Below are 25,255 nucleotides of genomic sequence, written 5' to 3' on the forward strand. Positions count from 1 at the left end.
TAAAAACAGGATCGACTCACACCCGTGTCGATCCTGTTTTCTTTCATCACCTATATCGCCGGTTGGTTTGAAAGGGAGCACTATCTATTCAAGCCGTTTCGTCCCGTCGCACTCCGTCCTTTTTTTGCCAAGTGATAAAGAGGAAGAAGAGTAGGAAAACGGTGAACAAAGCGACACCAAGCCATTCTAACTCCAATTCCGCCTGCGGTTTAAAATAGATGAACAGCTCATAAAAACCGATGCCGTAAGCCAACAGCACAATTAACCAACCCATGGTAAGCGATACCCATTTACTGGTTTGGTCACTTCCTTTGAGGGAACGGTAGATGATGACGGAATCAAGCGTATCGGTGATCACCATACCGACCGTAAACGTCACGCCCAGCATGAGGGGCATCCACTCGGAACTATTTCCTGCGGCCAACGCCCAGACAGATGTTTGGCTCACCGTGTCGGCGGCGAGGGCCAACACCCCGCCGATCAGGACGATCAGAAAGGGGTTGCTGGTTTCGCGCAAGGAGCGGGGAATCCATTTCCCTTTCACTCCTTGCGGTTGAAACGGCTCCTGCTTATTGGTCCATTTCACCAGATTAAATATGTTGAGGGTGCCGATCGTTAACAAAGTGATAATGGACATCCAGGTAGCCACTTCATCAAAATAATTAGGGAAGGTGAACATCTGACTGACGACCCCGATGATCACAGCCACGCCAGTGACAACCAAGCCATGCCCCAATGAAAAAAAGGTGCCTACCCAACGGGCCATGGTATTCCGCTTATGCCAATTGTATCGCGTCAATCCGTCGATGCAGGCCAGATGGTCCGCATCCAACCCATGCTTCAACCCCAAGGCGAACACCAATGCAAACAACGACCATTCTCCCATCAATCAATCTCCCCCTCGCATGGTATTCAACTAGAATTCAATCCCCTTGACAGCGGACACACCAGCATCATAATAATGTTTCACCGGTTCGATCCGCGACACCAGATCAGCACGTTCCATCACTTCCGGCAAGGCGTTGCGCCCCGTCAGCACCAAATGCGTATGCTTCGGCCGCTGTTCGATTAAGGACAGCACTTCCGCCCGCGGCAAAACATCGTCGATGGGGAACGAAGTGATCGCCAATGCATTATTGATTTCATCGAGAATAGCAACATCATACTCTCCACTCATGACCCGCTCTTTCACCACCATCCAGGCCTCTGCCAATGCGGTGCGATGCTCTTCCGGTGTTTTGGTCCAAGTGAAGCCGACGCCCAATGGTCGCACCTCCACGCCCAGTTTTTTCAGTGCCAATTGTTCACCATAGGTGCGTTGCGGCGATTTGATGAATTGCCAAATCCCCACCCGTTGCCCCCGGCCTACCGCTCGCAAGGCGAGTCCCAGCGACGCCGTCGTTTTTCCTTTGCCGTCTCCGGTATAAACCAGTGTCAATCCTTGCCGGCCGGCTTTAGCTCGCTCAGGCATATTCCCCACTCCTTTGTTGCCGGGCTTTTGTGCAATGTTGCAAAAAGCGAGCGGCAATGCGTGAATTGGAAACGAAGTGAAGGTGTGTGTACCCGGCCAACACGTTGGCTTGGGCATACCCTTCCTTCATCTCCCCTCGCCGTCCCTCACTTGTGTAAGCAAACGGCCAGGTCGATCCGGCCTCAGGCTCCAGCGAAGAGTAATGGAATTCATGTCCACGGGCCGACTCGCCCTTGGCAAATAACAAGTTGTCATCCGTGGCCCGCACTTCCCGATATCCCAATGCACTTAAGCGGTGTTGCATCCGCACCCGACCAGGGATGAAGCCGACCATGGGATATACTTGCCCCGAAGTGGTTTCAATGGATCGCGCCAAATACATATATCCACCACACTCTGCAAACACGGGCTTCCCGCACTGGATGAAACGACGGATGGACTGTTTAGTCCGTTCATTGCGGGATAAGCGTTCCGCAAACTCCTCGGGGAAGCCTCCGCCGATCAACAGGCCATCCGCTTCTTCCGGCACGGCTTCGTCAGCCAACGGGCTAAAAAACACCAATTTCGCCCCCAGTCGCTCCAATAACTCCAGGTTTTCTGGATAATAAAAATGAAAAGCAGAATCTTTCGCCACCGCCACCACCGGCGCTCCTGGCAAAACAGGCACCGCATCCAGATATGAGGATGATGGCATCGATAGAGGAGGGGCATCTTGCGCAATCGCGAGCAAACGCTCCATATCCACACCTTGTTCGACCTTGTCAGCCAATTGGGCAAACAAATCCTCGCATTCCCCACGTTCAACCGCAGGCACCAGTCCCAAGTGGCGTTCCGGCAACCTCATCGACTCATCCCGGGCCAGCCAACCCAATACCGGGATACCGCATTCTTGCTCAATCGCCGCTTTCACCAACCGGTAATGCCCTTCGCTTCCCGCCCGGTTGGCAATCACTCCCCTGATCGCCACCTGGGGATTTAACCGCTGGTATCCTAGCACAACCGCCGCCGCACTGCGGGCCATGCTCTGTACATTCACCACGAGGATGACTGGACAGTCGAGCGCCATGGCAATCGAAGCGCTACTGCCTTGTTCGCTGAGCGGATCTTTGCCGTCGTACAACCCCATTACTCCTTCGACCACGGACAAATCAGCCCCGTCACTGCCGCGGATGAAACATTCGCGCATGTTCTCCTCGGTCAACATCCAGGTGTCCACATTGCGCGACACCCTACCTGTCACCGCCGTGTGGTAAGTAGGATCAATATAGTCAGGACCGCACTTAAACCCCTGCACTTTCAGTCCCCGGCGCCGGAAAGCCGCCATGACGCCCAAGGTGATCGTCGTCTTTCCTACGCCACTGCCTGTCCCGGCAATCAGCAATCTTGGCCGTTTCATCATCGTCTTATCACTTCCTTCACTGAGGGAAAAGGAACTTGGGCAATCGATATCGTCACATTGCCCGCCTTCTTTTTAGTGAGTAACCATTCTGTCGCTCCGGCCGACAAAAGCGCGGCAGGCTCACTGACACCGTAAGCGCCAGTGTAACGGTAAACGGTGGGGGAAGGGTCAGGCAAGGTGACCGTGTTGAGTTCATCCGGGGTGTACGTGTCCAAGCGCCAACCATATTTTTTGCAGACAGACAACAAACCCGGCTCTTCTTTTTTCAAGTCAATCGTCGCCACATTGCGGACACTACGCAGAGAAAAACGCTGTTCGTTCAGCGTTTGCACGATCACATGCTCAATCTCTTCCGCCGACGTCCCCTTGTTGCACCCGATGCCCAACACCAACACCTTGGGTCGGTAGAGCACCCCGTTATGCAAATAGCGCTGTTCTTCTTGTTCGTCCAAGAGGCGGTGCGTCACCACCAACGCCGCGTCAAATTTCGCTTGGTCGGCTTCTGCACATGAATCAACCACGCGAATATGATCAGGCAACGGGCGGTCATAATCCCACCAGTACGGTTCCCCCGATTCCTGGATCACTGCTACCCGCTCTTCATTCACCACCGCTGCGCTCACTGGAGTAGCCTTGGCGAAGCTTTCAATCTCCCAACCAAAGGAACGGCCAAACAAATCGACAGCGATCGTTTGCTGAACATCGGAAGCCGTAGTGATGACCGGCGTCGCCCCTACTTGAGCGGCCACGCGCTTCGCCAGTTCGTTGGCACCACCCAGATGACCCGACAACACACTGATGGCAAATTTCCCTTTGTCGTCCACCACCACAACGGCGGGGTCTGTCTTTTTGTCTTGCAAGATCGGGGCGATCATGCGCACTACCGCACCTAAAGAGATGAACAGGACAATGCCGTCATACCGGCGGAACAAATCCGGAAGAATATGTTTGACTGAGCCTTGAAACAGCACAATTGACCGCGCCGCCTCATCCCCGCGCGCAAACTTGTCCATATAATAGACATCGGCCTGTTCCAACTGTTCTTGCAACCGGCGCACCATATGCACTCCGTGTTTGGTGATGGCCACGAAAGCAAGGGGTCGCTTCATGCGCCATCCACCCCTTTTCGAAACCCATGTGTGAACGTCTTGTCGTACAGGCGAGAGCGAAACGCGCCCCCATCCGCCAACCGGGATGGGTCCAAAGCCCACCCGGCCAAAATCATGGCATGACTACGAATGCCTGCTCGGCGCATCTCCTCGTCTAAGTTACCGAGCGTGGTGCGGAGAATGCGTTGATCTGGCCAAGTAGCCCGTTGCACCACTGCGACAGGGGTTTCATCCGCCCAGCCGGCTTCCCGCAGTTCGCGCACCACTTTCTTAGTCAGGGTAGCGCTTAAAAACAGAGCCAGTGTGGCGTGATGGGCGGCAAGCGTTGATAGCTTCTCACGCTCCGGCACGGGTGTCCGCCCTTCTGCGCGGGTCAGGATGACCGTTTGCGTCAACTCGGGGATCGTCAATTCCGCCCCCAAAACGGCCGCTGCGGCAAACACGGAGCTAACACCTGGAATGATCTCCACTTCAACCCCATACTTCTTCAACTCCACCATCTGCTCAAAAATCGCACCGAATACGGCGGGGTCACCGGTATGTACCCGGGCCACACTACGCCCTTGACGCACATGAACCACCATGCAATCAACCAGTTGCCCCAACTCCATCCCTGAACTTGGCACAACGGTCGCTTCTGGTTTGGCTCTGGCGATCAAGGCTTCATTCACCAGTGAATCAGTGTACAACACCACATCGGCCGTCTCAATGATCCGCATGCCTTTCACCGTGATCAACTCAGGATCGCCAGGGCCCGCTCCCACGATATACACTTTAGCCGCCAACGCTGTCATTTCCTCACCACCATCAATGAAAGATATCCCAACTTCTTCCCTCTTAACTCCCGCACATCCCACCAGATCTGCTCTTCGGGCGAGCTCACTTTGCTCACCACCGCCGCCCGGTCAAGCAGATCCAGTTCGTCCAGAATGTCAAGCAACAAGTCGAGCACTTTGGCCACTTTTAAAAACACCACAGCGTCATGCGTTTGTAGCACCTGTCGCATCGCTTCCCGATCGGCCGTCGCCGGTGCGATAACCACTTGCTCATCCCCATCCGCCAAGGGAAGGTGCAAGCGGGACGCAGCTCCATTCACTGACGAAATGCCGGGGATGGACATGATTTCCACTTGCGGATGAAGCTTCCGCATCCGGCGCCCCAGATGAATAAAGGTGCTGTACAGCATGGGATCGCCCTCTGTCACGAAAGCGACATCTTTCCCCTGTGCCAGATGGGACCACACCGTCGCCACTGTTTGATCCCACTCTCGCGACAAAACGTCCGGATCGCGCGTCATCGGAAAAATCAAGCCAACCATCTCTTTTTCCTGGGCTTTTACATACTGCTCCACAATGGACAAGGCATAGCTTTTTTCACCCTTGCGTTTTTTGGGATAAGCGATGACGCGGGTTTCCTTCAACATGCGATAAGCCTTCACGGTAAGCAATTCGGGATCGCCTGGCCCTACTCCGATGCCAATCAGTTTGCCATAACGCGCTTCATTGCTCATGTACATCCCCCTCTTCCCCATCCGGCCGCCATGCAGCGATGACATATGTCGGATTGAGCGCGGCAAATCGGGTCATATTCAGAATCGGCTTGCTCCGCGACACTTGCATAAGCGTCACCCGCACCGCCATGCCCGCCGCTTCCAAGCCGGCCAAAGCAGTCGACAGTGTTTCAATCGTGGCGGCATTGATAACCAATCGACCACCCGTCCGCAATCGGGAACAACACACCGTAAGTAGCTCGGACAGCTCTCCACCACTCCCGCCGATGAATATCGCGTCAGGATCAGGCAACTTGTCCAACCCTTGGGGCGCTTTGGTGTGAACGGCGTGGATGTCGGCACGGAACTTGATGCAGTTCGCTTCGATGTTGGCGATGTCCGCCTCATTTTTCTCAATTGCATACACTTGGCCGTGCGTTGCGCACTTAGCAGCCTCGATCGCCACTGAACCGGAACCGGCTCCAATGTCCCAGACAACACTTTCTTTCTGCAAACGCATCTCTGTCAGGCTGAGCAGGCGAATCTCTTTTTTCGTAATCAGCCCTTTATCCGGCTTGCGCTGAATGAAGGCATCATCATCCATGCCCATGAACCAAGGCTGGCTTCGTGCCCCGTCCCGGCGTTTTAAGATCACGATGTTGAGTGGAGAAAACTCCGCTTGCGCCATTGGCTCCAACTCCCACCAGCCCGCCCGTTCATCCGCGCCGCCCAAATTCTCAGCCACAAACGCCTTGTATTCAGTCATGCCGAACCGCAACAAATAGTTGGCAATTGCCCCAGGCGTATTCTGGTCATCCGTCAGTAGCGCCACCATATCCTGCCCGTCGATGCGTTGGGCCAAGCCGAACAACGGGCGGCCATGGAGACTTTCTACCGGTACCCCTTGCCAACTTTCCCCCATGCGGGCGAACGCCAGCTGTAACGAACTCACATGGGGAAGAATCTCCACCCGCTCTCCGCCGAGACGCCGCACCAGCAAGCGACCAATTCCATAGAATAGGGGGTCGCCCGAAGCGAGCACAACCACGCGCCGCTCCGCCATCACTTCGGCAATCCGACCGATCATGCCCATGATGCCGCCTTTGAGTACCCACTTCTCTCCCCTATGCTCAGGAAAATAAGCCAAATGGCGCTCTCCGCCGATCAAAACATCCGCTTCTTCAATCCATTTCCGGCAATGCGGGGGGAGTCCATCTTTCCCGTCCGCACCGATCCCAATCAGTTTCACCATCTGTGCCACTCCATTCCGCCCTCCCCAACAGTTCACCCTTCATTTTCACCAACACCGTTTCAATCGTCAGGCCTCCATCCACATGCCGCAAGCCTTGACGGCAGACCAACTGGCTCAACCGCGTGAAAAACGACATCCGCCCGGCTTCTTCCATCAGCTGGCCCGCGTGGGTCGCGCTGTTAGCCTCACGTACCGCCTGCACCAAATCGGGGGGTGCCCCCACTTCCTCCGCCACCGCCGCCAAAAAACCAAAGTCGACCGCGGCGCTTTTGGAGTGAACCATCATCACACCTTGGGCTACCTTGGAAAACTTGCCCATCATCCCTACTAAACTCACTCGTTCCACTCCGGCCCGTTTGGCGTGTTTCAATGCAAAACCTACAAAATCGCCCATCTGGATAAAAGCTTCTTCCGGCAGATGAGGGAAACACTTCATCGCATGTTTTTCACTGCTACCACCCGTAGTCAACACGAGATGACGGCAACCATTGGCTTTGGCCACTTGGATCGCCTGCGCCACACTGGCCCGGTAAGCAGCAGTTGAGAACGGAACCACGATCCCCCGCGTACCCAAGATGGAAATGCCACCGATAATTCCTAAACGGGCGTTCAACGTTTTCTGGGCGATCACTTCCCCTTCTGGAACAGAGATTACCACTTTGACACCCCGGTTCACCCCATGTTCGGCTAGCACCGTCTCCACCGTCTCCCTGATCATCCGCCGGGGCACCGGGTTGATGGCCGCTTCCCCCTCCGGAATCGGCAAGCCCGGCTTAGTCACCCGACCCACACCGACACCACCGTCAATCTCGATTCCTTGTTCACGCAACCAGGTGACGGTGGACACAATCGTCGCTCCGTGCGTGGCATCGGGGTCATCCCCGCCGTCTTTGACCGTACTGGCTCGCGCATGGTTTCCATCCATCCGTACCTCATCCATGGCAAACACCGCCTTTTGGCCGATCGGCAAGCGGATCGTCACCTCTCGGACGGCTTCCCCGGTGATCAACGAGAGCAAAGCTGCTTTGGTCGCCGCCGTCGCGCAGGCTCCCGTAGTATATCCCGTACGGAGCGGCTTTTCTTCGCTTGCTGCCTGCGTTGACTTCATGTCACGCTTCCATCTCCCGTTCAGCCATCATGGCTAAGGCATTTACAATCGCCACCGCCGTCGGACTGCCTCCCTTGCGGCCCAAGTTGGTGATAAATGGTACATTTAGCTTCAACAGCTCCTCTTTCGACTCCGCCGCAGATACAAAACCTACAGGCACACCCACGATGAGCCCTGGTTTGGCCACCCCCTCCCGAACCAGGCGAATCAATTCCAAAAGCGCCGTGGGGGCGTTACCGATCGCGAAAATGCCGCCTTCGGCCTCGGCGACTGCTTTCCTCATCGCCACAATCGCTCTGGTCGTCCCCAACCGTTTGGCTTCTGCCATCACATCGCTGTCAGAGATATACACTCGCACATCGCTACCAAATTTCCCTAAACGCATTTTGTTGATCCCCACCTGCACCATCTGCACATCAGCCACGATTGGCTTGCCGGCTTGGATCGCTTGGATGCCCGCTCGCACTGCATCAGGATGAAACACAACACTTCGGCCCAACTCAAAGTCGGCGGTTGCATGAATTACCCTCTGCACAATGGGAAATTGCTCCGGCGCAAAATCATGTGCCCCCAATTCGTCGGCAATCATTTGAAAGCTTAAATTCTCAATCTCCTGAGGTTTAGTGGTGACGGGACGAAAAGACTCACTCATGGGACATTCCTCCTAATTCTGCTCGCACCTGATCTAGCACTTGATCGATCTTATCCAAGGCGCGGCCATATTCGATCCGCGGCCGGGAAATGAGCACCACATGTAACCCCAACTCCAAAGCGGCCTCCACCTTCTCATCGACCGAACCGATCTGCCCGCTCTCTTTGGTAATGACGGTGGTCACTTTATAATGTTGGTACAAGACCTTGTTCAATTCTTTGCCAAACGGCCCTTGCATGGCGATGATATTCTTCTGCTCCAAACCCAACCGTTCGCATTTTTCCATGTTATCCTTGTGTGGCAACATCCGAGCAACCAACCGCACGCCCGGTTCCGACAACAATCTATGGGCGAAGATGTCCAACGTTTTGCTCCCTGTCGTCAGCATGACCACCCCTTTTCGGCGCGCCGCCGCTTCCGCCGCCTCTTGATAAGAGGATACGGTCTCGATGAGGGGATGACGCTCGACCTTCCATTCCGGGCGTTCGTAGCGGAGATAGGGGATGCCTGCGCTATCAGCCGCCAGGATCGCATTTTTGGATGCTTCTTCGGCAAACGGGTGGCTGGCGTCCACCACCATGGCAGCACCTTGTTCCTTTAGAACGGCAACCATTTCATCCGCCGTCAATCGACCCACCCGCACAGAAACGCCTGCTTTCCGCAAGCTGTCGGCGGCACTTTCGGTCACAACCGAGGCCACGAGTGGATACCCTTCTTGTTGCAACAAACAAGCCAACTCACGGGCATCACTTGTTCCGGCCAACAGAAAAATCACTGCTGTTCCCCCTTCAATGGTCATGGTGGTGATGATGGTCATGATGATGGTGGTGTCCGGTAGCGACCGCCTGTTTGGCCAAGGTTTCCCAGTCCAACGCCTGCCCCTGCTCCAACTGGTCGACGCGGTGTTTCCAGATATCCACCAGCCCTTCGTCACACCCGAGGTAAGAAACCATCACCGCTTCTGCACCGACGTTGGTCTCATTAAACTCACGCACCATCCTCTCCATCCGCTTGATCAGCACGCCGGTAAATAAGAAATACGGCAACACCACCACCCGTTTGGCACCCAATCGAAGGCACCGGTTCAATCCTTCGTTAAGCCGTGGGTCCGTCACCCCGATGAAGCAAGCTTCCACCCACGGGACAGGCAAACGTTCCCACAACAGGCGGGTGATCTTATACAAGTCGCTGTTAGCGTTGGCATCACTCGATCCCCGCCCCACCAGCAACACGGCCGTCTCTTCCGTTTCCCCAACCCTAAGCACGCTCTGAAGCCGCGCTTCCAAGATGGGCAATACCAATGGCTCCACCTCAAGCGCCCGCGCGTATACAAACCGAACATCGGGATAGGCCGCTTGCGCCTCCTGTAAAAATAAAGGAATGTGCACTTTGGCATGCCCTGCCATGAACAGCATCAGCGGAATCACTTTGATCGAAGTAGCCCCCCTGTCAACAGCTCTCTTCACTCCAGCATGCATGTCCGGCTGGGCAAATTCTAAGAAACAAGTCTCCACAATCGGTTCCGTAAACTTGGTCGCCATCTGTGCGGTGAATTGCAACAATTCTTCATTCCCCTCAGCATCACGGCTTCCATGCCCCACAAACAATATCGCTTCCATCTCGCTCTCTCCCATCCGTTGAAATTGGACGCGACCTGTGCGCCACATGCTCTTCCGAGCCAGAACGATGAACTCATACTGCCTAATCGCCACAAGCAAGCGGTTCAATCGTGATCTGGCCTTCGGTGTATCGGAACCCGCCAATCTCTTCCACCCGTTTGAAGAATTTATGGAAGCGCTCATTGGGCTCAGCCTGTTCTTTGTAGGCGCGCACCGTTTGTTCAACCGCGGCGATCAACTCATCAGGGGTGAGCCCTTCCGCCACCCGTTTGGCCACTTGGGCGTTGCGCCCAATTTTCTTGCCTCCCAAAAACAAATCATACGTGCCACGGCGATGTACGATTGCAATATCCTCAGTCACCGCTCCGTAGCAAGCCATTGCACAACCGTTAAACCCAATCTTCAGTTCCTTAGGGACACCCAAGCCCCCAATCCGTTTCTGTAATTCCTCCAACTGCGGGATCGACTCCCCCTTGTCCCCATCACAAAAATCACAAGCCTTCAGTTGGACTACATTACCTACTGGCTCTAGAAGAAGTCCCGCCGCGCTCAACTGCTCCACCACGCGATCCGGGTTTTCCGTCGGCACTTTCAGCAACAACCGGTGATCGGGCGTATAATGGATCTCACCCTCTGCCCCAGCCACCTCTGCCAGACAGCGCATCTGCTCTGGTGTGATTTTTTTCTCTGCCAAGCCTGCTGACACCGCCACTTCAAAAATCGACGCGACGCCTGTCTCGCGCCTTTCCAACATCGACAGCGCTTCTTCAGCTAACTGCACGGGACTCATCTCGTCTGCCGCGTCCGGCGCACCCTCAGCTTCGAGGGCCCACGGCTCTGCCTCTGGACGCAGGCGCTCGTGCGGTTTCAAAGCCTGCACGGTCTGGTCCAACGTATATTTGCGCTGATATCCGCGCGGCGTAATCATCAATCCTTCATGCACAAACGTGCTCCCATTGCCGATCAGCACGGTGGTGAGCATACCAATCTCGTGATCCAGCATCCGGCCAAGGGTGGTCACCACCACCTGCTGCCGTTCGCGATACGCGCTCTTCACCAATCCCACCGGGGTATCAGGGGAACGGTATTTCAAAAGGATTTTTTGCGTTTCAATGATTTGCTTGGTTCTGCGCCCGCTACGGGGGTTGTACAAGGCAATGACAAAGTCGGCAGCAGCAGCGGCTTCAATCCGCTTTGAAATCACTTCCCATGGAGTCAGATGATCGCTCAAGCTGATGGTGCAAGCATCGTGCATCACCGGCGCTCCCAACAGCGAAGCGCATGAGTTGATCGCCGAAATTCCAGGGATCACCTCCACACCGATGCCGGTTTCCGGGTGCCACCCTTTTTCAATCAACACCTCGTAAACCAAACCGGCCATCCCGTACACACCAGCGTCACCGCTAGAAATCACCGCCACCTTTTTGCCAGCTTCCGCCAGCCTGACCGCCTCCTGCGCCCGGCTCACTTCTTCCGTCATTCCGGTGCGCACAATCTGTTGCGTCGTCAAAAGCGGACGGATAAGGTCTACATAGGTGTTGTACCCGACGATCACTTCACTCTCCATCAGCGCATAACGGGCACACGCCGTTATGTGCTCCGCATGTCCCGGCCCAAACCCGACCAACAAGATCTTGCCAACTGGACGGCCCATCCAATCACCCCATCTCAGGATATAATTGAATATTAATTCTATTAAAAATGTTCAACCATCAAACCGAATAAAATCTCCCTCTAACACACTTTGACCTGTCAGAAAATGAAAAAACACCTTCCGCTCACTCGGGCAGAAAGTGTTTATAGGCGCAGAATCGCAGACACCAAGCAGATACATCCCACATAGGCACATGAATCTCTTGCCGTCCCTATAAACACCTCCCCATCCGCGTAGGTCAAGCGGTGTTGTCAGAAAAGGCAGGTCTCCTGGCTCATGGATCATCGTCTTAGCTTGAATCTGGCCTTCCCATCATCGACACATGCAGTGGCCAAACTCAGACTCCCCATTCACAGTGGCGGGACCGCGTCGGATTCTCACCGATCTTCCCTCTTCGGGAGCGCAGATCTTGCGCTCCACCTTTCCCCACAAAGATATTCATTTTTTAACAAAATCATTATATTGAAATTGTAACTTACTAGCCTGCATATTTTCAATTTTTCCACCGGCATTATCGCAGAATAGACGCGCCCATTTAATCAGATGCTTTTAATTCCTTGATTATTCACAGTTGATTAATAGTTTAAATCAGGCCAACTTTCTGATAGAATACACACCCGTCCCCACGTCTTCTCCATGCCGCTATCCATTTTTCGTACAGGGGCTCATTTTTCAAACACATACAATCTGCCGTTTGCTGGTGTGCCCAAGCGCGGCCCCTTAAATCCTCTTTTCAGGAGTTCTTGCCGCATGGACACCATCAGTATCCCATGGCTGACAATCAGCGTGTCTTCCCCGTTGCGGGACATGATTTCATCTATGACGTCCGCCAAGCGCCTCTGTACATCCTGTTTGACCTCTATTTGCGAGCGGTGGTTGCAAAGCCAAGCTCCCCTCATAATCAAACCCCAGGCCCAAAGTGGCAATTTCACCTCATGGTTGCGAAAAAGCGGACAGATCGGGATTTCACGCAATGCTTTCGTCACTGTGATCGGCCCTTGATAAATTTTGCGCGCTGTTTTTTCCGCCCGCGGCAAATCGCTGGTGAAACAGCGTTTCCATGCGATATCTCCTAAATCCACTTCGCCTTCTTCTATATCAGCGACATCATACTCCTTAATCCATTGCGATAATTCCTGTTGTGTCAGCAAAAATTTTTTCGGAAAATCTTTCTTCACTTTAAAATGACGAACCAAACCGATTTTCATGCATTCCATCCTTTCTGCTTGAAACAGCCGCCAGCGACCAGCGGAACAAGTGAATGAAAAACAATGCGGAAATAACGAAGGGTTCGTATTCCAATCTCCTTTTCTCTCGCTTCATTCACTCATCGGGAAAAGGTTCTCCGTATGGCCATCACTTTTATCTTAGAAGTTACTCATTTTGCCCCATCAACAATCCAATTATATAATATTTTTTATAATCTAATAAATAAAATTGCAGGAAGGGGCAAATCTCAGGTCGTATCCATGCCCGCTCAGTGCCAATCTGCGAGCTCATTGCAAAGAGAGGTGTATCCCCATGGAAATCACATTTACACTGTGAACGAACCCTATGGCGTGAAGCGAATGAGAAAATGGTTTTGGAGCCGCTAGCCTATTCATCAGACACGCTCTAGCGAACACTATTTCCAAGCGCAAAAATTCGCCGGTACGCCCTATGCCAAACAGATTCGCACAGTGAAAAAACCGAAAGATGCTGCACAATTGGGGCGTAGCCGCAAACATCCCATCCGCCCTGATTGGGAAGAGGTGAAAGAACAGGTGATGCGCACTGCCGTTTACCACAAGTTCAAATTCATGCTGATCTACGAAGCCTGTTGCTGCCCACTGGTGACGAACTGATTATCGAAAACTCCCCCATTGCCTATTATTGGGGCTGTGGAGCGGATGGAAGCGGCTTAAACCGCTTGGGTGTGATCCTGATGGAAGTGCGGAGCCGCTTGCGGCAAGAAGGCTGATACATCCATTTGTCCCACGCGGGTTGTCGGCTTATTGGCAACATAGCCCCTAAGCAATGGTTGCGTCTTGTACACATGGTTGCAGGGCGCTACTTTCAAATACTTGGGGGTGTCTATCATGTGAATCTGCGCTACGAGACTTCCACGCCTATTTGACTTGAAAAAAAGCATTGAATTACCCTCTTAAATTTGCTAGCGTGGACGGAAGATGCGCATTGAATTCAATATAAGAGGAAGAGAACAATGAATCAAACACATTCCGTAAAACAAAAAACACACCAGTTTCTGATTATTTTATTACCTATTCTCGTGACCCAATTGACTCTGTTTTCAATGAACTTTTTCGATACGGTGATGTCAGGCCACGCCAGCGCCCGTGACTTAGCCGGGGTGGCGATCGGTTCTAGCATTTGGTCTCCCGTCTTCACTGGGTTGAACGGGATTTTGCTATCGTTGTCCCCGATTGTCTCCCAATTAGTCGGGGCCAAGCAGAACAACGAAGTGCCATTTAAAGTGATTCAAGGCATTTACTTGGCGGTGGCCATAGCATCCGCGGTCATCCTGTGCGGGACTTTTCTCCTTGATCCCATCCTGAACGGAATGAGCCTTGAAACACAGGTACGGCAGATCGCCCACGACTATTTAATCGCGCTGGCATTTGGCATTGTGCCACTATTTATCTATACCGTCTTGCGTTGTTTTATGGATGCGTTGGGTCAAACACGGGTCAGCATGTTCATCATCCTGCTGTCCTTGCCGATCAATGTCGGGTTGAATTATCTGCTGATCTTTGGCAAATGGGGCTTTCCCCGGTTGGGTGGGGTCGGAGCAGGTTATGCTACGGCGATTACGTATTGGTGCATCATGTTTATCAGCTTCGCAGTGATCGCTCGAGTCAAACCCTTTTCCGACTATCGCGTGTTCTCTCGATGGTTCCGACTGTCTTTGTCCGCATGGAAGGAACAATTGAAGATTGGCGTCCCCATCGGGTTTGCGATCTTCTTCGAAACCAGCATTTTCGCCGCCGTCACGCTACTGATGAGTGGTTATGATACGGCGACTATCGCCGCCCACCAAGCGGCGTTGAATTTCGCATCGTTCCTCTACATGGTGCCCATGAGCATCTCCATGACCTTGACCATCGCCGTCGGCTTTGAAGTGGGGGCGAAGAGGAGCAAAGACGCACGCCAATACAGCTTCCTAGGCATTGGGATCGCCCTCATGATGTCCGTGATTTGCGCCATCGCGCTAATTCTCTTCAATGAGCAGGTGGCCGGATTTTATACTACCGACCCTACCGTATTAGAACTGACTAAACAATTTTTAATCTATGCCATCTTTTTCCAATTATCAGATGCCATCGCCACCCCCATTCAAGGGGCGTTGCGCGGGTACAAGGACGTCAACTCCGCATTTCTGGTAGCCCTCATCTCTTACTGGATCTTGGGGTTGCCGATCGGTTATCTGTTGGCAAACTACCTGGCATTCGGCGCGTTCGGTTACTGGATTGGCTTGATCTCCGGCTTGGCCTTCGGCGCGATCTTCCTGATGGGCCGCCTGCTACGAATCCAGCGCCGCCACTCAGCACCGTCTCCCGCCAGACAGTTGCGATGACCAACAAGCCGGAATACAGCAGGCTGATATCGTCCATCACAAAAAAACAGCACTCCCCACCATTCGGATACGCACTGGGGAGTGCTGTTTTTTATGAAGGCATAGGTGTCGGCGTCGGCGCCGCATAGCCATCCTTGTACTTGCTGTCGATGATTTGCCGAATCTCTTTCAACGATTTCCCCTCTTGCTTCAGCATGGCCGACTCCGCCGCAATATCTAGGCAAGTGCCGCATTTGGTGCCATGCGAATCCCATACGACCTGGCCGTTCGGTTTCATCTCGTGGATGAAGCAATCCAGATTGCTCTTATGTCCAACACTTTCTCCGCAACCGCAATAGCAGGGCATCGATTTCAACACATCGGCGTTCGCCGCGGCAATTTGGTAGATCTGCCCTACCTTGGGATCTAACCCCTTCACAAATGAAGGCAACACTGTTACTCCCGCCGTCAATTCGCGAACATCGCCAGCTACATGCTGTTGTCCGCCATGGTTAGCATAGCTCGTAGAATCGTGGGATTGCGTTCCCTCCTGAACGCCGCAACCGGTCAAACCGCCGACGATCATCAACGCCCCCAGCGCGATCGCCCATTTTTTCTGTTGCACATGCATCCCCCTTTACCTCGAATTCGGAAAACCACATGAAAAATGATAACACACAATGTCACTAAGGTGTGTCTGGCAAATCAAGTTGGTGGGGAAGAAGCGTCGGAAAAACCTTTTCTTGAGGAGCGCCGATGCACAAGTGAAGCGAATGAGAAAAGGGTTTTGGAGCCGCTGGCCTATTCATCAGACACGCCCTAGCCGCCGGGAACTTTTTGCCGACACTTTACAGCCACAGAAGAGGGCAGGTGATCTGCATGCAGGCGCTTTTCACTTGCCTGATAGGATATGGTACCCTATCTTTATTAGGGCTTTCTTTCTTCCTTGTGGTTTTCGCTATGGCCTATCAAACCAACTTTGGAAGCTTTTGTTTAATTGACTTGGAGGTTTTTGCTCATGTTACATATGTTGATTGCCGATGATGACGTGAACATCAGAGAACTGGTACGCTTTCATTTTCAGAAAGAAGGATTTACCGTGTTTGAAGCGGCAGATGGGGAAGAGGCGATGCGAATTTTGGAAGAAGAGCAAATTCATTTGGCTGTGGTGGACATCATGATGCCGCGCAAAGACGGCTATGAGCTGTGCCAAGACATCCGCGATTTTTATGACATCCCCATTATCATGCTGACAGCCAAGGATCAGCTACTTGACAAAGAAAAAGGATTTCAGTCTGGAACCGATGATTATCTGGTCAAACCGTTTGAACCGAAAGAATTGCTGTTTCGGGCCAAAGCATTATTGCGGCGCTACCGCATGGTCAATGCAGATTGCATCCAACTCGGGCAGACAGTGATAGACCGCAAAAGCTATGAAGTGCGGTGCCGCGGGCAGACGATTATCCTTCCTTTGAAGGAGTTCGCATTGTTGTCCCAACTAGCCAGCTATCCCCATCGCGTTTTCACGCGGGAAGAGCTTATTCATTTGATCTGGGGGCCAGACTTCGAGGGGGACATGCGCACGGTTGATGTGCATGTGAAAAGGTTAAGAGAAAGATTTAAACATAAAACGCATGATTTCACCATCAAAACCGTGCGGGGAATCGGATACAAATTGGAGGCCGACACACAGTGAAAACACTATACTTGAGGTTTGTGGCCACGACCATTTTCATTATGTTACTAAGCGGATTGATCGCTTTTTTATTGAGCAATCTTTATTATCAAATCAAATTGAAACCGTACAATAACGAAAAAATCACCCGCATGGCCAAAAATGTCACGTCGTTTTACCAAGCACACTCCGAAGTCGACTTGCACCAGTATCTGAACAGCGTAGCCGATCTGGGTTACCAAATCGCTTTGACAGACGGGCACAAAAAACTGATGACATTCGGAAATCCGTTCAGCGGCACGACCTTGGCGCCGGCCGCCATCGACCGCGTCTTGCGCGGACAAACTTACTACGGCATCGCGCAATACCCCAAACAGATTTTTGTGACCGGTTTTTTCGATGACGAATTGAGCAACACCATCGGCGTTCCCATTGACATCAAAGGAAAGCGCCACGCTCTTTTCATCCGACCCGACATTGAATATTTGTTCGGAGAGATGCGGGTATTTTTCGCTGTATTGGTCGCACTCACCATCGGCTTGAGCGTGACCTTTGTGTTTGCAGGTACGCATTACATCGTCAAACCGATCAGAATCCTGACTCGCGCCACGAAAATCGTCGCCCGAGGTAAATACAACCTTTCGTTAAATGTGGACCGCGAAGATGAAATCGGACAACTAGCAAGGCATTTTACGCACATGGCCCAAAGCTTGCAACGCCTTGATGAGATGCGGCAGGAGTTTGTTTCCAACGTGTCCCACGAAATTCAATCCCCTCTGGCATCGATCCAAGGTTTTTCCAAAACATTGCAGTCCGAAGAGATTCCCCCTGCGCAACAAAAACATTATTTGTCTATCATCGAGAAAGAAAGCCATCGTTTGTCTTTGTTAAGCAAACAACTGCTGACGTTGGCCTCCTTGGATAAAGAAGCCGGGGCGCTGGAAAAGACAACCTTTGATTTGGCCGATCAGATCAAACAAGTGGTCTTCATGATGGAGTGGCAATGGCGAAAAAAAGACTTGGCCATTGAGATGGAGTTACCGGAAACCTTTATTCAAGCCGACCCCAAATTGCTACATCAAGTGTGGATCAATTTGCTCACTAACAGCATCAAATTCACTGAACGCGGGGGAACCATCACGATTAAGATCGATAAATCGCGTAAAAAAGAAATCGCCGTGATGGTTCAAGACACAGGTATCGGCATCCCTGAGCAGGATCTCCTGCGTATTTTCGACCGATTTTACAAAGTGGACAAAGCCAGGGAACGGAATGATCATGGTAGCGGACTGGGACTAGCGATCGTCTATAAAATCATCGAAGCGCACCAAGGAAGCATCGAAGTGGCAAGTCAAGAAAACAAAGGGACGACCTTCACCATTCGCCTGCCCCAGATGTAACTTTCCATTCATTTGCCGTTCATATTTGCTTTCTATAATAGGGCCAGAACCACAGAAAAGGAGTGAATAAACTTGTTTCTGGCCCTAAGAGAGCTGAAATTTGCCAAGTTGCGCTATTTCCTGATCGGGTTTATCATGATTCTCATTTCCTGGCTGGTCTTCATTATCTCCGGCCTGGCCAATGGACTGTCCGCCGACAATGCCGCCGCGTTATTAAACATGAAGGCGGATCATTTCGTGATCCAGCCCGACTCTGAAAACAAACTAAACCGATCGCAGATCCCTGAGGATAAATGGACGGAAATCAAACAAATAACAGCCGGGACAGGAGCAACCCCGTTAGGACAAAAAATGCTGTCCGTCACCAAGGCGGGCACCAAAAACAAAATGGATGTCACCTTTTTCGCTATCGACGCGAACCAATTTCTAAACCCCGTCATTACCGAAGGAAGCCACTTCAACAATACCGCCAAAAACCAAGTGGTGGTGGATGCATCCCTTAAGCAAGAAGGAATCGGATTGGGGGATTGGCTCCAAGATCCCGAAACAAATCAAAAATGGAAAGTTGTTGGATTTACGGAGGGTCACACCTTCAGCCATTCACCGGTAGTGTTTATGAATTTAAAAGATTGGGACGATCTAATCCGCGCTAATCCGCAACTGAAACAAAGGTATTACAGCGCAATTGCATTACAAATGACTCCCTCTCAAGCCGCCGAGCTGAAACGGGATGTGAGTGAGATCGATGTGATCACCAAAGAGGACGCGTTGCAGAATATTCCCGGATATAAAGAAGAGCAAGGATCACTCACCATGATGATTGTTTTCCTTTTCGTGATCGCTTCATTTGTACAAGCCGTGTTTTTCTATGTGATCACTCTGCAAAAAACCAATCAATTCGGCGTGTTAAAAGCGCTTGGCGCCAACACATCCGATCTGGCGCGTAGCCTGATGGGGCAAGTGATTTTGCTCACCGTCACAGCAATCTTAATTAGTGTCGGATTCACATACGGAGTAGAATCGATCCTACCGGAAAGCGTGCCTTTCAAATTGGACGTAGAAACATTTCTCCTCTTTTCCGGATTGCTGTTGGTTGTGTCTGTATTGGGGTCATTGTTATCTTTGCGCCGCATCGCCAACGTGGATGCGATTGAAGCGATCGGGAGGGCAGAATAAATGAAAACAAAACTGGCGTTTGAAGATGTAAGCAAACAGTATGGCACAGGAGACAACGCCGTTAAAGCGCTGGATCATGTCTCTTTTCATGTAAACGAAGGCGAATTTGTCGCTATCGTCGGCCCGTCTGGTTCAGGAAAAAGCACCCTGTTGTCGATCGCGGGGGTGTTGTTGTCCCCATCCTCAGGTCGCCTCATCCTGGACGGCCAAGATATCACGAACCTTTCCGCCAAGGAGATGACCAAGATCCGGTTGGACAAAATTGGATTTGTCTTTCAAACATCCAACCTCGTTCCTTTCTTGACAGTGCGCGACCAGCTGTTGTTAGTCGCTGAGATCGCCAAAAAACGCGACAAAGAAGCGGAACAAAAAGCCGATGAATTGTTGGCGCACTTAGGACTCGCCCATCGTCGCAACCATTATCCCGAGCATCTGTCGGGCGGTGAACGACAAAGGGTGGCCATCGCGCGCGCGTGGATGAACAGCCCGGAACTAATCCTAGCCGACGAGCCCACAGCCAGCCTTGACTCCAAACGGGGCAGGCAGGTGGTGGAGATGTTAGCTGATGAGGTTAAATCCAGGAGAAAAGCGGCGATCATGGTTACACATGATGAACGAGTGCTAGATCTGTGTGACCGGGTTTTGACTATCAAAGACGGCAAGCTGATTGCAACCGCCGGGATGAAAGCCGGCTCGCAACCGCTACAACACAGCCACCACTAAACCTACCGGTAACACAAAACCCGATTTCCCTGATACCGGAAATCGGGTGGCTCTGCCATGCAAACAGCACCGCTAAGAGGCCGATCAGCAGGAACGAGATGAATTCCTCCGTTTGCAGGTGGGCAATTGTTTGCCGACGAAAAAAAGGAGCGGGATAGATAAGGCAATCCCTGCCACGGTAAACGGTGCAAAGATCAGAAAGGTCATACCCGTGATCCATTGATCGTGGAAAGCGAGATACAACAGCAATGAATTGATCGGCAAATTGCAGGCCACTGCCGTCCAGACTCCAGGGCAAGGCTGGCGCAGGGCAATGGTTGCCGCCACGTGGGGGAGAAACACATTTAAGAGCATGGCCAATATATATCCGCAATTCAGATAAGACCACACACTTTCCGGTCCGTTTGACCAGCTTAGATAGGTTAATCCATAAGCAAGAACGGTCAAAACCAAAACGGCAAACCGGAATTCTCGCTTCCCCACTTTGGCATGCCACTTACCCGCTGTTTGCGACCATGCAGGCAACCAAATCGCTTCTTCCAAATTATGCAACGTGACAACAATGGGAAACAACCATTGAAAATATAGAAAAGACAGTTCAAACACGGGTGCATCTCTCCTTATGCCAGAACTGCGCAGTCAAGTGATCCCCGTTCGACCATGTTGTCTTAGGTTGCCGAACCGGTCATTGTCACCTTCGATCATACTCCTTCATCCAGCTGAGTACAAGGTCAAAATGCAGCTGTAAGGACTAACCCGTCTATCTTTCACATATACTGTGGTCGATGGGGAGGTGGAACCGTTGCAGGAAAAGAAACATCCATCATGGAGGCAAATCACCATCGGCACGTTGGCTGGCATCAATCTGATGATGCTTGCACTAATCGCCGGGAAGGAAAGCATCGCCATTGAAGAATCCGTCCCTTCACTAGCTAAAACCCCCGAACACACTGCGGAGCGGGTCGAGTACGGGATGGAATGGGTCAAAACGACTACGGTTCCAGCATATGATCCACCCGCTATGTCAAAAGGCGCGGGTCATTGGGTCGTGGAACAGTACCGCGAAATGGAATACCATTATGATATGAACGGCCGTCTGCTGTTTAAACGGCCCACCAACCAATCCTCCTATATGCGTTATTTCAAACCGCAATAACAAAGCCACTTCATCCGGCGATGAAGTGGCTTTTTCTTTATGTGACAATCTCACTCCAGCACGTGCGAGTGCTGTCAGGGCATCCTTTCATCAAGTGGCACACTCCTTCAAAGAAAAGCGGATCTTTCCAACCCTTGGCCAGCTGGCGCGCTTCTTTAAAATGGTGCATCGCTTCATCCACGCGTTTCTGCTCCAGCTGGATACGCCCCCGCTGATAATGGCCCAACGCCCTTAAAGCGGGAAGATCTTGCTGGATCAATCGTTCCGCCAACCGATTGGCCTCAAGGTAATTCCCCTGATGCGAAGAAAGATGTGAGCGCATGGCTAACCACATCGGCTGCTCGCTCTGTTCCAGGGGCAATCGCGCCAGCGTCCGTTCCGCTTTGGCGACCTGGCCGGTAGCCATTTCCATCCACACATACGCAAATAACAACGATTGATTATCCCGAAACAAAGTTAACCCTTTTTTGAGCCACAAGATCGCTTCTTCGGTCCGCCCCAACGCCCACAAATTCCAAGCCACACCGTGATAAGCTCCTGCATGCTTTGGGTCCACCCAAAGCATGCGCTGATACCACGCCAAAGCTTGTTCATGCTCTCCCATCTCTTCATAATCATGGGCGATCGATTCCAAAATGCGGGGATGATTGGTTTTTTCATATGAAGCCAGCCGCCAAAAAGAGACACTGCTCCATTCTTGACAGTGCCGATAGCAATGGGATAGATAATACATTGCTTCCCAATCGTCTTCATTGATGGACAAAGCGTGATAAAAATACGGAACCGCTTCATGATACTCTCCCAATCGATAATGGCACGCCCCCAGATTAAACCACGCATCCGCATGGTCGGGCAAGAGCGACGTAACCTTAGAAAACTGTTTGATCGCTTTGCGGTCATCCCCCCGCTTAACGGCGATGCAACCCAGCATTTGATGGGCGAAACCCACAAAAGAATCATGTGCTTCCGTATTGGCTACGATTTGAAAATGGCGTTCGGCTTCATGCCATTGCCCTTCGTGAAACAGGCTCAAACCCAGATAAATCCGTCCGAGCAGAAAGTCGGGCTCCTGCTCAACCACTTGCTGAAACAACTGGTTGGCTTCCTTAAACATCGTCAGCCCGTAGTAACCTTGCCCCTGCCGAAATGAACGCACCGCCGATTCGTGCAACCACACCTCTTCTTCGATCTCTTTATCTCCACCGTCCAAATCCGGATACTTCTCCATCAATTTGGTCACTTGTTCCATGACTGCAGCCCAGGACTCCAGCATCTGATCGCATGATTTTTTAATTTCACGAAACCGGTTGCGCCATTTGCTTTTTTCCGCAACCTGACTTTTGGGATACTGCTTCTCTATTTCATCCAACGCCTGTTCGACCAATTGTAGCCATTGCTGATGATACATCCCGCTTCCCCCTCGTTTGTCCGACATTGCATGTGGTAAGTATGCCCAAATGTAGGGGATGCCATGTACAACGACAACGCCCCCCATGATGACATGGAGGGGCGAAAAGTGCGTCACACCAGCACAGTACCGTGTACTTCTTCTCCCAGCATTTCTACGATATTATTTTCTTCATCTAGCACGGCGACAACCGGTTTATGCGACCGGGCCGCCTGATCTTCCATCATCGCATAGGAAATGATAATAACGCGGTCACCCGGTTGCACCAAGCGAGCGGCGGCTCCATTCAGGCAAATGACTTTGCTACCCCGTTCACCGGGAATCACATACGTTTCAAGCCGGGCACCATTGTTGTTGTTGACGATTTGCACTTTTTCATTCGGCAAGATGTCCACTTTGTCCAAAATGTCTTGATCAATGGTGATACTACCCACATAGTTCAAATTGGCTTCCGTTACCGTCGCGCGGTGGATTTTGGCCTTCATCATTGTTCGGAACATGACTTTTCCCCTCTCCCATCAAGCAGTACGTTGTCGATTAGACGCGTTTTCCCGAAGCGCACGGCGACAGCGACAATCAAACGTTGCTCTTTCCATGCGGCACCGGGCTTTTCCAACCGCGGATAGGTTAATACTTCCGCGTAGTCGATATCGGCCAACGGCGCTGTCTGAATCCGTTCACGCACAAACTGAGCCAACTCGTCGGCGCTAGTAAAATGCCCTTGCGTCCATTTCTGCTCCACTTCCCGCAAAGTCCGATTAATGACGAGCGCCTGCTCCCTTTCCTCTGGAGACAAATAAACATTGCGGGAACTGAGCGCCAGCCCATCTGGTTCACGCACCGTCGGACATGGGACAATCGTCACTGGGAAATGCAGATCATGCACCATCTGCTCGATCACCGCCACTTGTTGGGCGTCTTTCATGCCAAAATAGGCACGATCCGGAGCCACGATATGAAACAGCTTGGTCACAACTGTGGCCACGCCCGCAAAATGGCCTGGCCGGGAAGCGCCGCACAAGCGCTCCGTCACTTTCTCCACATGCACCTGGGTCAATGGTTCTGTGGGATACATCTCACTGACAGAAGGGTGAAACAGAAAGTCCACCCCGGCCGCCTCGGCAAGCGCCTGATCCCGCTTTAAATCGCGCGGGTAGCGATCCAAGTCCTCACCGGGGCCGAATTGCAATGGATTCACGAAAATGGACATCACCACGGTGTCACACTCTTGTTTGGCCCGTTCGACCAAGCTCAGATGCCCCTGATGGAGATAGCCCATCGTCGGCACAAAGCCAATGGTCCCTTGACAACGCGATTTCAACGCAGTTCTCAATGCGTGGATGGTTTCAATCGTTTTCATGCGGTTGCTCCTTCTTTCGCTCCATACAATTGCTCCGCTATTTCGCCAGCCAAGTGCGTCACATGCTCCTCTTGCGGGAACTGGCGATTTTTCACTTCTTGTACATACTCCGCAATCCCCTCAGTCATCATGCGGCCTGCTTGGCGATACACTTTGACAAATGAGGGATGCCACTCACCGCCGAGCGCAAGCACATCATGGTAAACCAATACTTGCCCATCGCAATGGCGTCCAGCGCCAATGCCAATCGTGGGCACCCGCAACTTCTCACTGATCAGGCGCGCCAACTCTTCGGGAACGCACTCCAGCACCAATGCGCAAATGCCGGCTTGTTCCAGATGTTGCGCTTCCTCAATCAGTCGCTCAGCCGCCGCCAACTCTTTCCCTTGGATGACGTAACCGCCAAATTGGTTAACTGACTGCGGAGTCAAACCAAGGTGCCCCACCACAGGGATGCCAGCTTGGGTCAAAGCCCGGACATTCTCTATAATCTCCCGACCACCTTCCAGCTTCACTCCGTAGGCCCCGCCCTCTTGCATGAGACGTGCAGCAGCTTTCAACACTTCATCACGCGACAGGTGCGCCACCATAAATGGCAAATCGGCAATCACCATCGCCCTGTTGGCACCGCGAGTAACCGCTTTCGTATGGTGCAACATGTCTTCCAGCGTTACCGGGATGGTGGAATCATAGCCCAGCACAACCATCCCCAGCGAATCGCCAACCAAAATCATGTCCGCTCCGGCCGCCTCAGCCATCTTTGCTGCTGGATAATCATAAGCCGTAATCATGGCGATCGGTTCATTTGCTTGTTTCATCTTGATTAGTGTTCGGGTTGTCACACGTTTTTTAGCTGTGCTCACAAGGAACCCTCCTTTTTCATAGGGCCCTTGGGTCAGAGAAAATAGAAAACGCCGCTATCAGCCACACAAAGGGACTAAAAGGGCGCCATGCATCCTTGACCGCTTGCTCTGTCTCCGTCCCAAAGGCTCGAAGCAGAAAATGGCTTCTTTGCTTAGTTTGTTCAAATCACTCAGGTTACACAGTGCAG

General features: G+C 52.2%; 26 protein-coding genes, 1 pseudogene and 1 riboswitch. Of the genes and pseudogenes, 7 read left to right on the forward strand and 20 right to left on the reverse strand.

From position 1 onward, the window contains the following. Positions 1-88 precede the first annotated feature (88 nt). The 13 genes from QQZ12_RS08610 to QQZ12_RS08670 all read right to left on the reverse strand — a co-directional run bounded on the left by QQZ12_RS08610 (position 89) and on the right by QQZ12_RS08670 (position 12,961). Positions 89-886: a HoxN/HupN/NixA family nickel/cobalt transporter gene (locus QQZ12_RS08610; protein ID WP_284724274.1), complete on the reverse strand. Its 798-nt coding sequence runs from the start codon at positions 884-886 to the stop codon at positions 89-91. A gap of 30 nt (positions 887-916) precedes the next feature. Then, positions 917-1,471, reverse strand: coding sequence for a cob(I)yrinic acid a,c-diamide adenosyltransferase (gene cobO / locus QQZ12_RS08615; RefSeq protein ID WP_102992325.1), 555 nt, complete (start codon positions 1,469-1,471; stop codon positions 917-919). Beyond that, positions 1,464-2,870: a cobyrinic acid a,c-diamide synthase CobB gene (locus QQZ12_RS08620; protein ID WP_102992324.1), complete on the reverse strand. Its 1,407-nt coding sequence runs from the start codon at positions 2,868-2,870 to the stop codon at positions 1,464-1,466. The genes cobO and QQZ12_RS08620 overlap by 8 nt, the downstream gene beginning before the upstream one ends. Further along, positions 2,867-3,979 (reverse strand): cobalt-precorrin 5A hydrolase, encoded by a 1,113-nt coding sequence (locus QQZ12_RS08625; protein ID WP_102992323.1) that lies wholly within the window; start codon positions 3,977-3,979, stop codon positions 2,867-2,869. Before QQZ12_RS08625 ends, QQZ12_RS08620 begins: the two co-directional genes overlap by 4 nt. After that, a complete protein-coding gene (gene cobM / locus QQZ12_RS08630; protein WP_054096549.1) occupies positions 3,976-4,773 on the reverse strand; it encodes a precorrin-4 C(11)-methyltransferase in 798 nt (265 codons plus the stop codon). The genes QQZ12_RS08625 and cobM overlap by 4 nt, the downstream gene beginning before the upstream one ends. Continuing rightward, positions 4,770-5,489 (reverse strand): precorrin-2 C(20)-methyltransferase, encoded by a 720-nt coding sequence (gene cobI, locus QQZ12_RS08635; protein ID WP_106342414.1) that lies wholly within the window; start codon positions 5,487-5,489, stop codon positions 4,770-4,772. Before cobI ends, cobM begins: the two co-directional genes overlap by 4 nt. Then, on the reverse strand, positions 5,479-6,729 hold the full coding sequence (gene cbiE, locus QQZ12_RS08640) for a precorrin-6y C5,15-methyltransferase (decarboxylating) subunit CbiE (RefSeq protein ID WP_284724275.1): 1,251 nt from the start codon (positions 6,727-6,729) through the stop codon (positions 5,479-5,481). Before cbiE ends, cobI begins: the two co-directional genes overlap by 11 nt. Beyond that, complete coding sequence (locus tag QQZ12_RS08645; RefSeq protein ID WP_106342416.1) at positions 6,650-7,828, reverse strand: cobalt-precorrin-5B (C(1))-methyltransferase; 1,179 nt, start codon at positions 7,826-7,828, stop codon at positions 6,650-6,652. Before QQZ12_RS08645 ends, cbiE begins: the two co-directional genes overlap by 80 nt. Position 7,829: 1 nt before the next feature. Beyond that, the gene (locus tag QQZ12_RS08650; protein ID WP_284724276.1) at positions 7,830-8,480 is read right to left on the reverse strand and encodes a precorrin-8X methylmutase; all 651 of its coding nucleotides are present in this window, start codon (positions 8,478-8,480) and stop codon (positions 7,830-7,832) included. Further along, a complete protein-coding gene (gene cobK / locus QQZ12_RS08655) occupies positions 8,473-9,255 on the reverse strand; it encodes a precorrin-6A reductase (protein ID WP_284724277.1) in 783 nt (260 codons plus the stop codon). The genes QQZ12_RS08650 and cobK overlap by 8 nt, the downstream gene beginning before the upstream one ends. Positions 9,256-9,268: 13 nt before the next feature. Beyond that, positions 9,269-10,243: a sirohydrochlorin chelatase gene (locus QQZ12_RS08660; protein ID WP_284724278.1), complete on the reverse strand. Its 975-nt coding sequence runs from the start codon at positions 10,241-10,243 to the stop codon at positions 9,269-9,271. Further along, on the reverse strand, positions 10,182-11,753 hold the full coding sequence (gene cobJ / locus QQZ12_RS08665; RefSeq protein WP_022738128.1) for a precorrin-3B C(17)-methyltransferase: 1,572 nt from the start codon (positions 11,751-11,753) through the stop codon (positions 10,182-10,184). Before cobJ ends, QQZ12_RS08660 begins: the two co-directional genes overlap by 62 nt. A gap of 242 nt (positions 11,754-11,995) precedes the next feature. Next, a riboswitch (cobalamin riboswitch) is annotated at positions 11,996-12,192 on the reverse strand. 226 nt (positions 12,193-12,418) lie between these two features. Beyond that, on the reverse strand, positions 12,419-12,961 hold the full coding sequence (locus QQZ12_RS08670) for a histidine phosphatase family protein (protein WP_022738129.1): 543 nt from the start codon (positions 12,959-12,961) through the stop codon (positions 12,419-12,421). A gap of 462 nt (positions 12,962-13,423) precedes the next feature. Between QQZ12_RS08670 and ybiA the strand changes: the two are divergent. Then, positions 13,424-13,713: pseudogene (ybiA, locus tag QQZ12_RS16990) on the forward strand (riboflavin biosynthesis intermediates N-glycosidase). On the opposite strand, the gene QQZ12_RS08680 reads toward ybiA, so the two are convergent. Beyond that, on the reverse strand, positions 13,654-13,884 hold the full coding sequence (locus QQZ12_RS08680; RefSeq protein ID WP_022738132.1) for a hypothetical protein: 231 nt from the start codon (positions 13,882-13,884) through the stop codon (positions 13,654-13,656). The pseudogene ybiA and the gene QQZ12_RS08680 sit on opposite strands and share 60 nt — an antisense overlap. 72 nt (positions 13,885-13,956) lie before the next feature. On the opposite strand from QQZ12_RS08680, the gene QQZ12_RS08685 reads away from it, so the two are divergent. Further along, positions 13,957-15,327 carry an MATE family efflux transporter gene (locus tag QQZ12_RS08685; protein ID WP_054096542.1) on the forward strand — a complete coding sequence of 457 codons (1,371 nt, stop codon included), beginning with the start codon at positions 13,957-13,959 and terminating at the stop codon, positions 15,325-15,327. A 91-nt stretch (positions 15,328-15,418) separates the two neighbouring features. Here QQZ12_RS08685 and QQZ12_RS08690 read toward each other — a convergent pair whose 3' ends face one another. Next, complete coding sequence (locus QQZ12_RS08690) at positions 15,419-15,937, reverse strand: PCYCGC motif-containing (lipo)protein (protein ID WP_431606301.1); 519 nt, start codon at positions 15,935-15,937, stop codon at positions 15,419-15,421. 381 nt (positions 15,938-16,318) lie between these two features. Here QQZ12_RS08690 and QQZ12_RS08695 point away from each other — a divergent pair, with 381 nt between their 5' ends. From QQZ12_RS08695 to QQZ12_RS08710, 4 genes are all read left to right on the forward strand, one after another. After that, complete coding sequence (locus QQZ12_RS08695) at positions 16,319-17,002, forward strand: response regulator transcription factor (protein WP_194830595.1); 684 nt, start codon at positions 16,319-16,321, stop codon at positions 17,000-17,002. Further along, positions 16,999-18,381, forward strand: a complete 1,383-nt coding sequence (locus tag QQZ12_RS08700; protein WP_284724279.1) for a sensor histidine kinase — start codon at positions 16,999-17,001, stop codon at positions 18,379-18,381. The genes QQZ12_RS08695 and QQZ12_RS08700 overlap by 4 nt, the downstream gene beginning before the upstream one ends. A gap of 72 nt (positions 18,382-18,453) precedes the next feature. After that, complete coding sequence (locus QQZ12_RS08705) at positions 18,454-19,557, forward strand: ABC transporter permease (protein ID WP_284724280.1); 1,104 nt, start codon at positions 18,454-18,456, stop codon at positions 19,555-19,557. Continuing rightward, the gene (locus QQZ12_RS08710) at positions 19,558-20,280 is read left to right on the forward strand and encodes an ABC transporter ATP-binding protein (RefSeq protein ID WP_102992313.1); all 723 of its coding nucleotides are present in this window, start codon (positions 19,558-19,560) and stop codon (positions 20,278-20,280) included. Between the two features lie 84 nt (positions 20,281-20,364). On the opposite strand, the gene QQZ12_RS08715 is transcribed toward QQZ12_RS08710, so the two are convergent. Then, entirely contained in the window at positions 20,365-20,886 is a 522-nt protein-coding gene (locus tag QQZ12_RS08715) for an HXXEE domain-containing protein (protein ID WP_284724281.1), read from the reverse strand. 196 nt (positions 20,887-21,082) lie between these two features. Here QQZ12_RS08715 and QQZ12_RS08720 point away from each other — a divergent pair, with 196 nt between their 5' ends. Continuing rightward, a complete protein-coding gene (locus QQZ12_RS08720; RefSeq protein ID WP_102992311.1) occupies positions 21,083-21,436 on the forward strand; it encodes a hypothetical protein in 354 nt (117 codons plus the stop codon). A gap of 37 nt (positions 21,437-21,473) precedes the next feature. Here QQZ12_RS08720 and QQZ12_RS08725 read toward each other — a convergent pair whose 3' ends face one another. From QQZ12_RS08725 to panB, 4 genes are all read right to left on the reverse strand, one after another. Next, the gene (locus QQZ12_RS08725) at positions 21,474-22,844 is read right to left on the reverse strand and encodes a tetratricopeptide repeat protein (protein ID WP_189319024.1); all 1,371 of its coding nucleotides are present in this window, start codon (positions 22,842-22,844) and stop codon (positions 21,474-21,476) included. A 113-nt stretch (positions 22,845-22,957) separates the two neighbouring features. Beyond that, a complete protein-coding gene (gene panD, locus QQZ12_RS08730; RefSeq protein WP_102992309.1) occupies positions 22,958-23,344 on the reverse strand; it encodes an aspartate 1-decarboxylase in 387 nt (128 codons plus the stop codon). After that, positions 23,329-24,204, reverse strand: a complete 876-nt coding sequence (gene panC, locus QQZ12_RS08735) for a pantoate--beta-alanine ligase (RefSeq protein ID WP_102992308.1) — start codon at positions 24,202-24,204, stop codon at positions 23,329-23,331. The genes panD and panC overlap by 16 nt, the downstream gene beginning before the upstream one ends. Continuing rightward, on the reverse strand, positions 24,201-25,067 hold the full coding sequence (gene panB, locus QQZ12_RS08740) for a 3-methyl-2-oxobutanoate hydroxymethyltransferase (protein WP_284724282.1): 867 nt from the start codon (positions 25,065-25,067) through the stop codon (positions 24,201-24,203). The genes panC and panB overlap by 4 nt, the downstream gene beginning before the upstream one ends. Between the last annotated feature and the right edge of the window lie 188 nt (positions 25,068-25,255).

Source organism: Laceyella tengchongensis, assembly GCF_900182735.1.
Lineage (GTDB): Bacteria > Bacillota > Bacilli > Thermoactinomycetales > Thermoactinomycetaceae > Laceyella > Laceyella tengchongensis.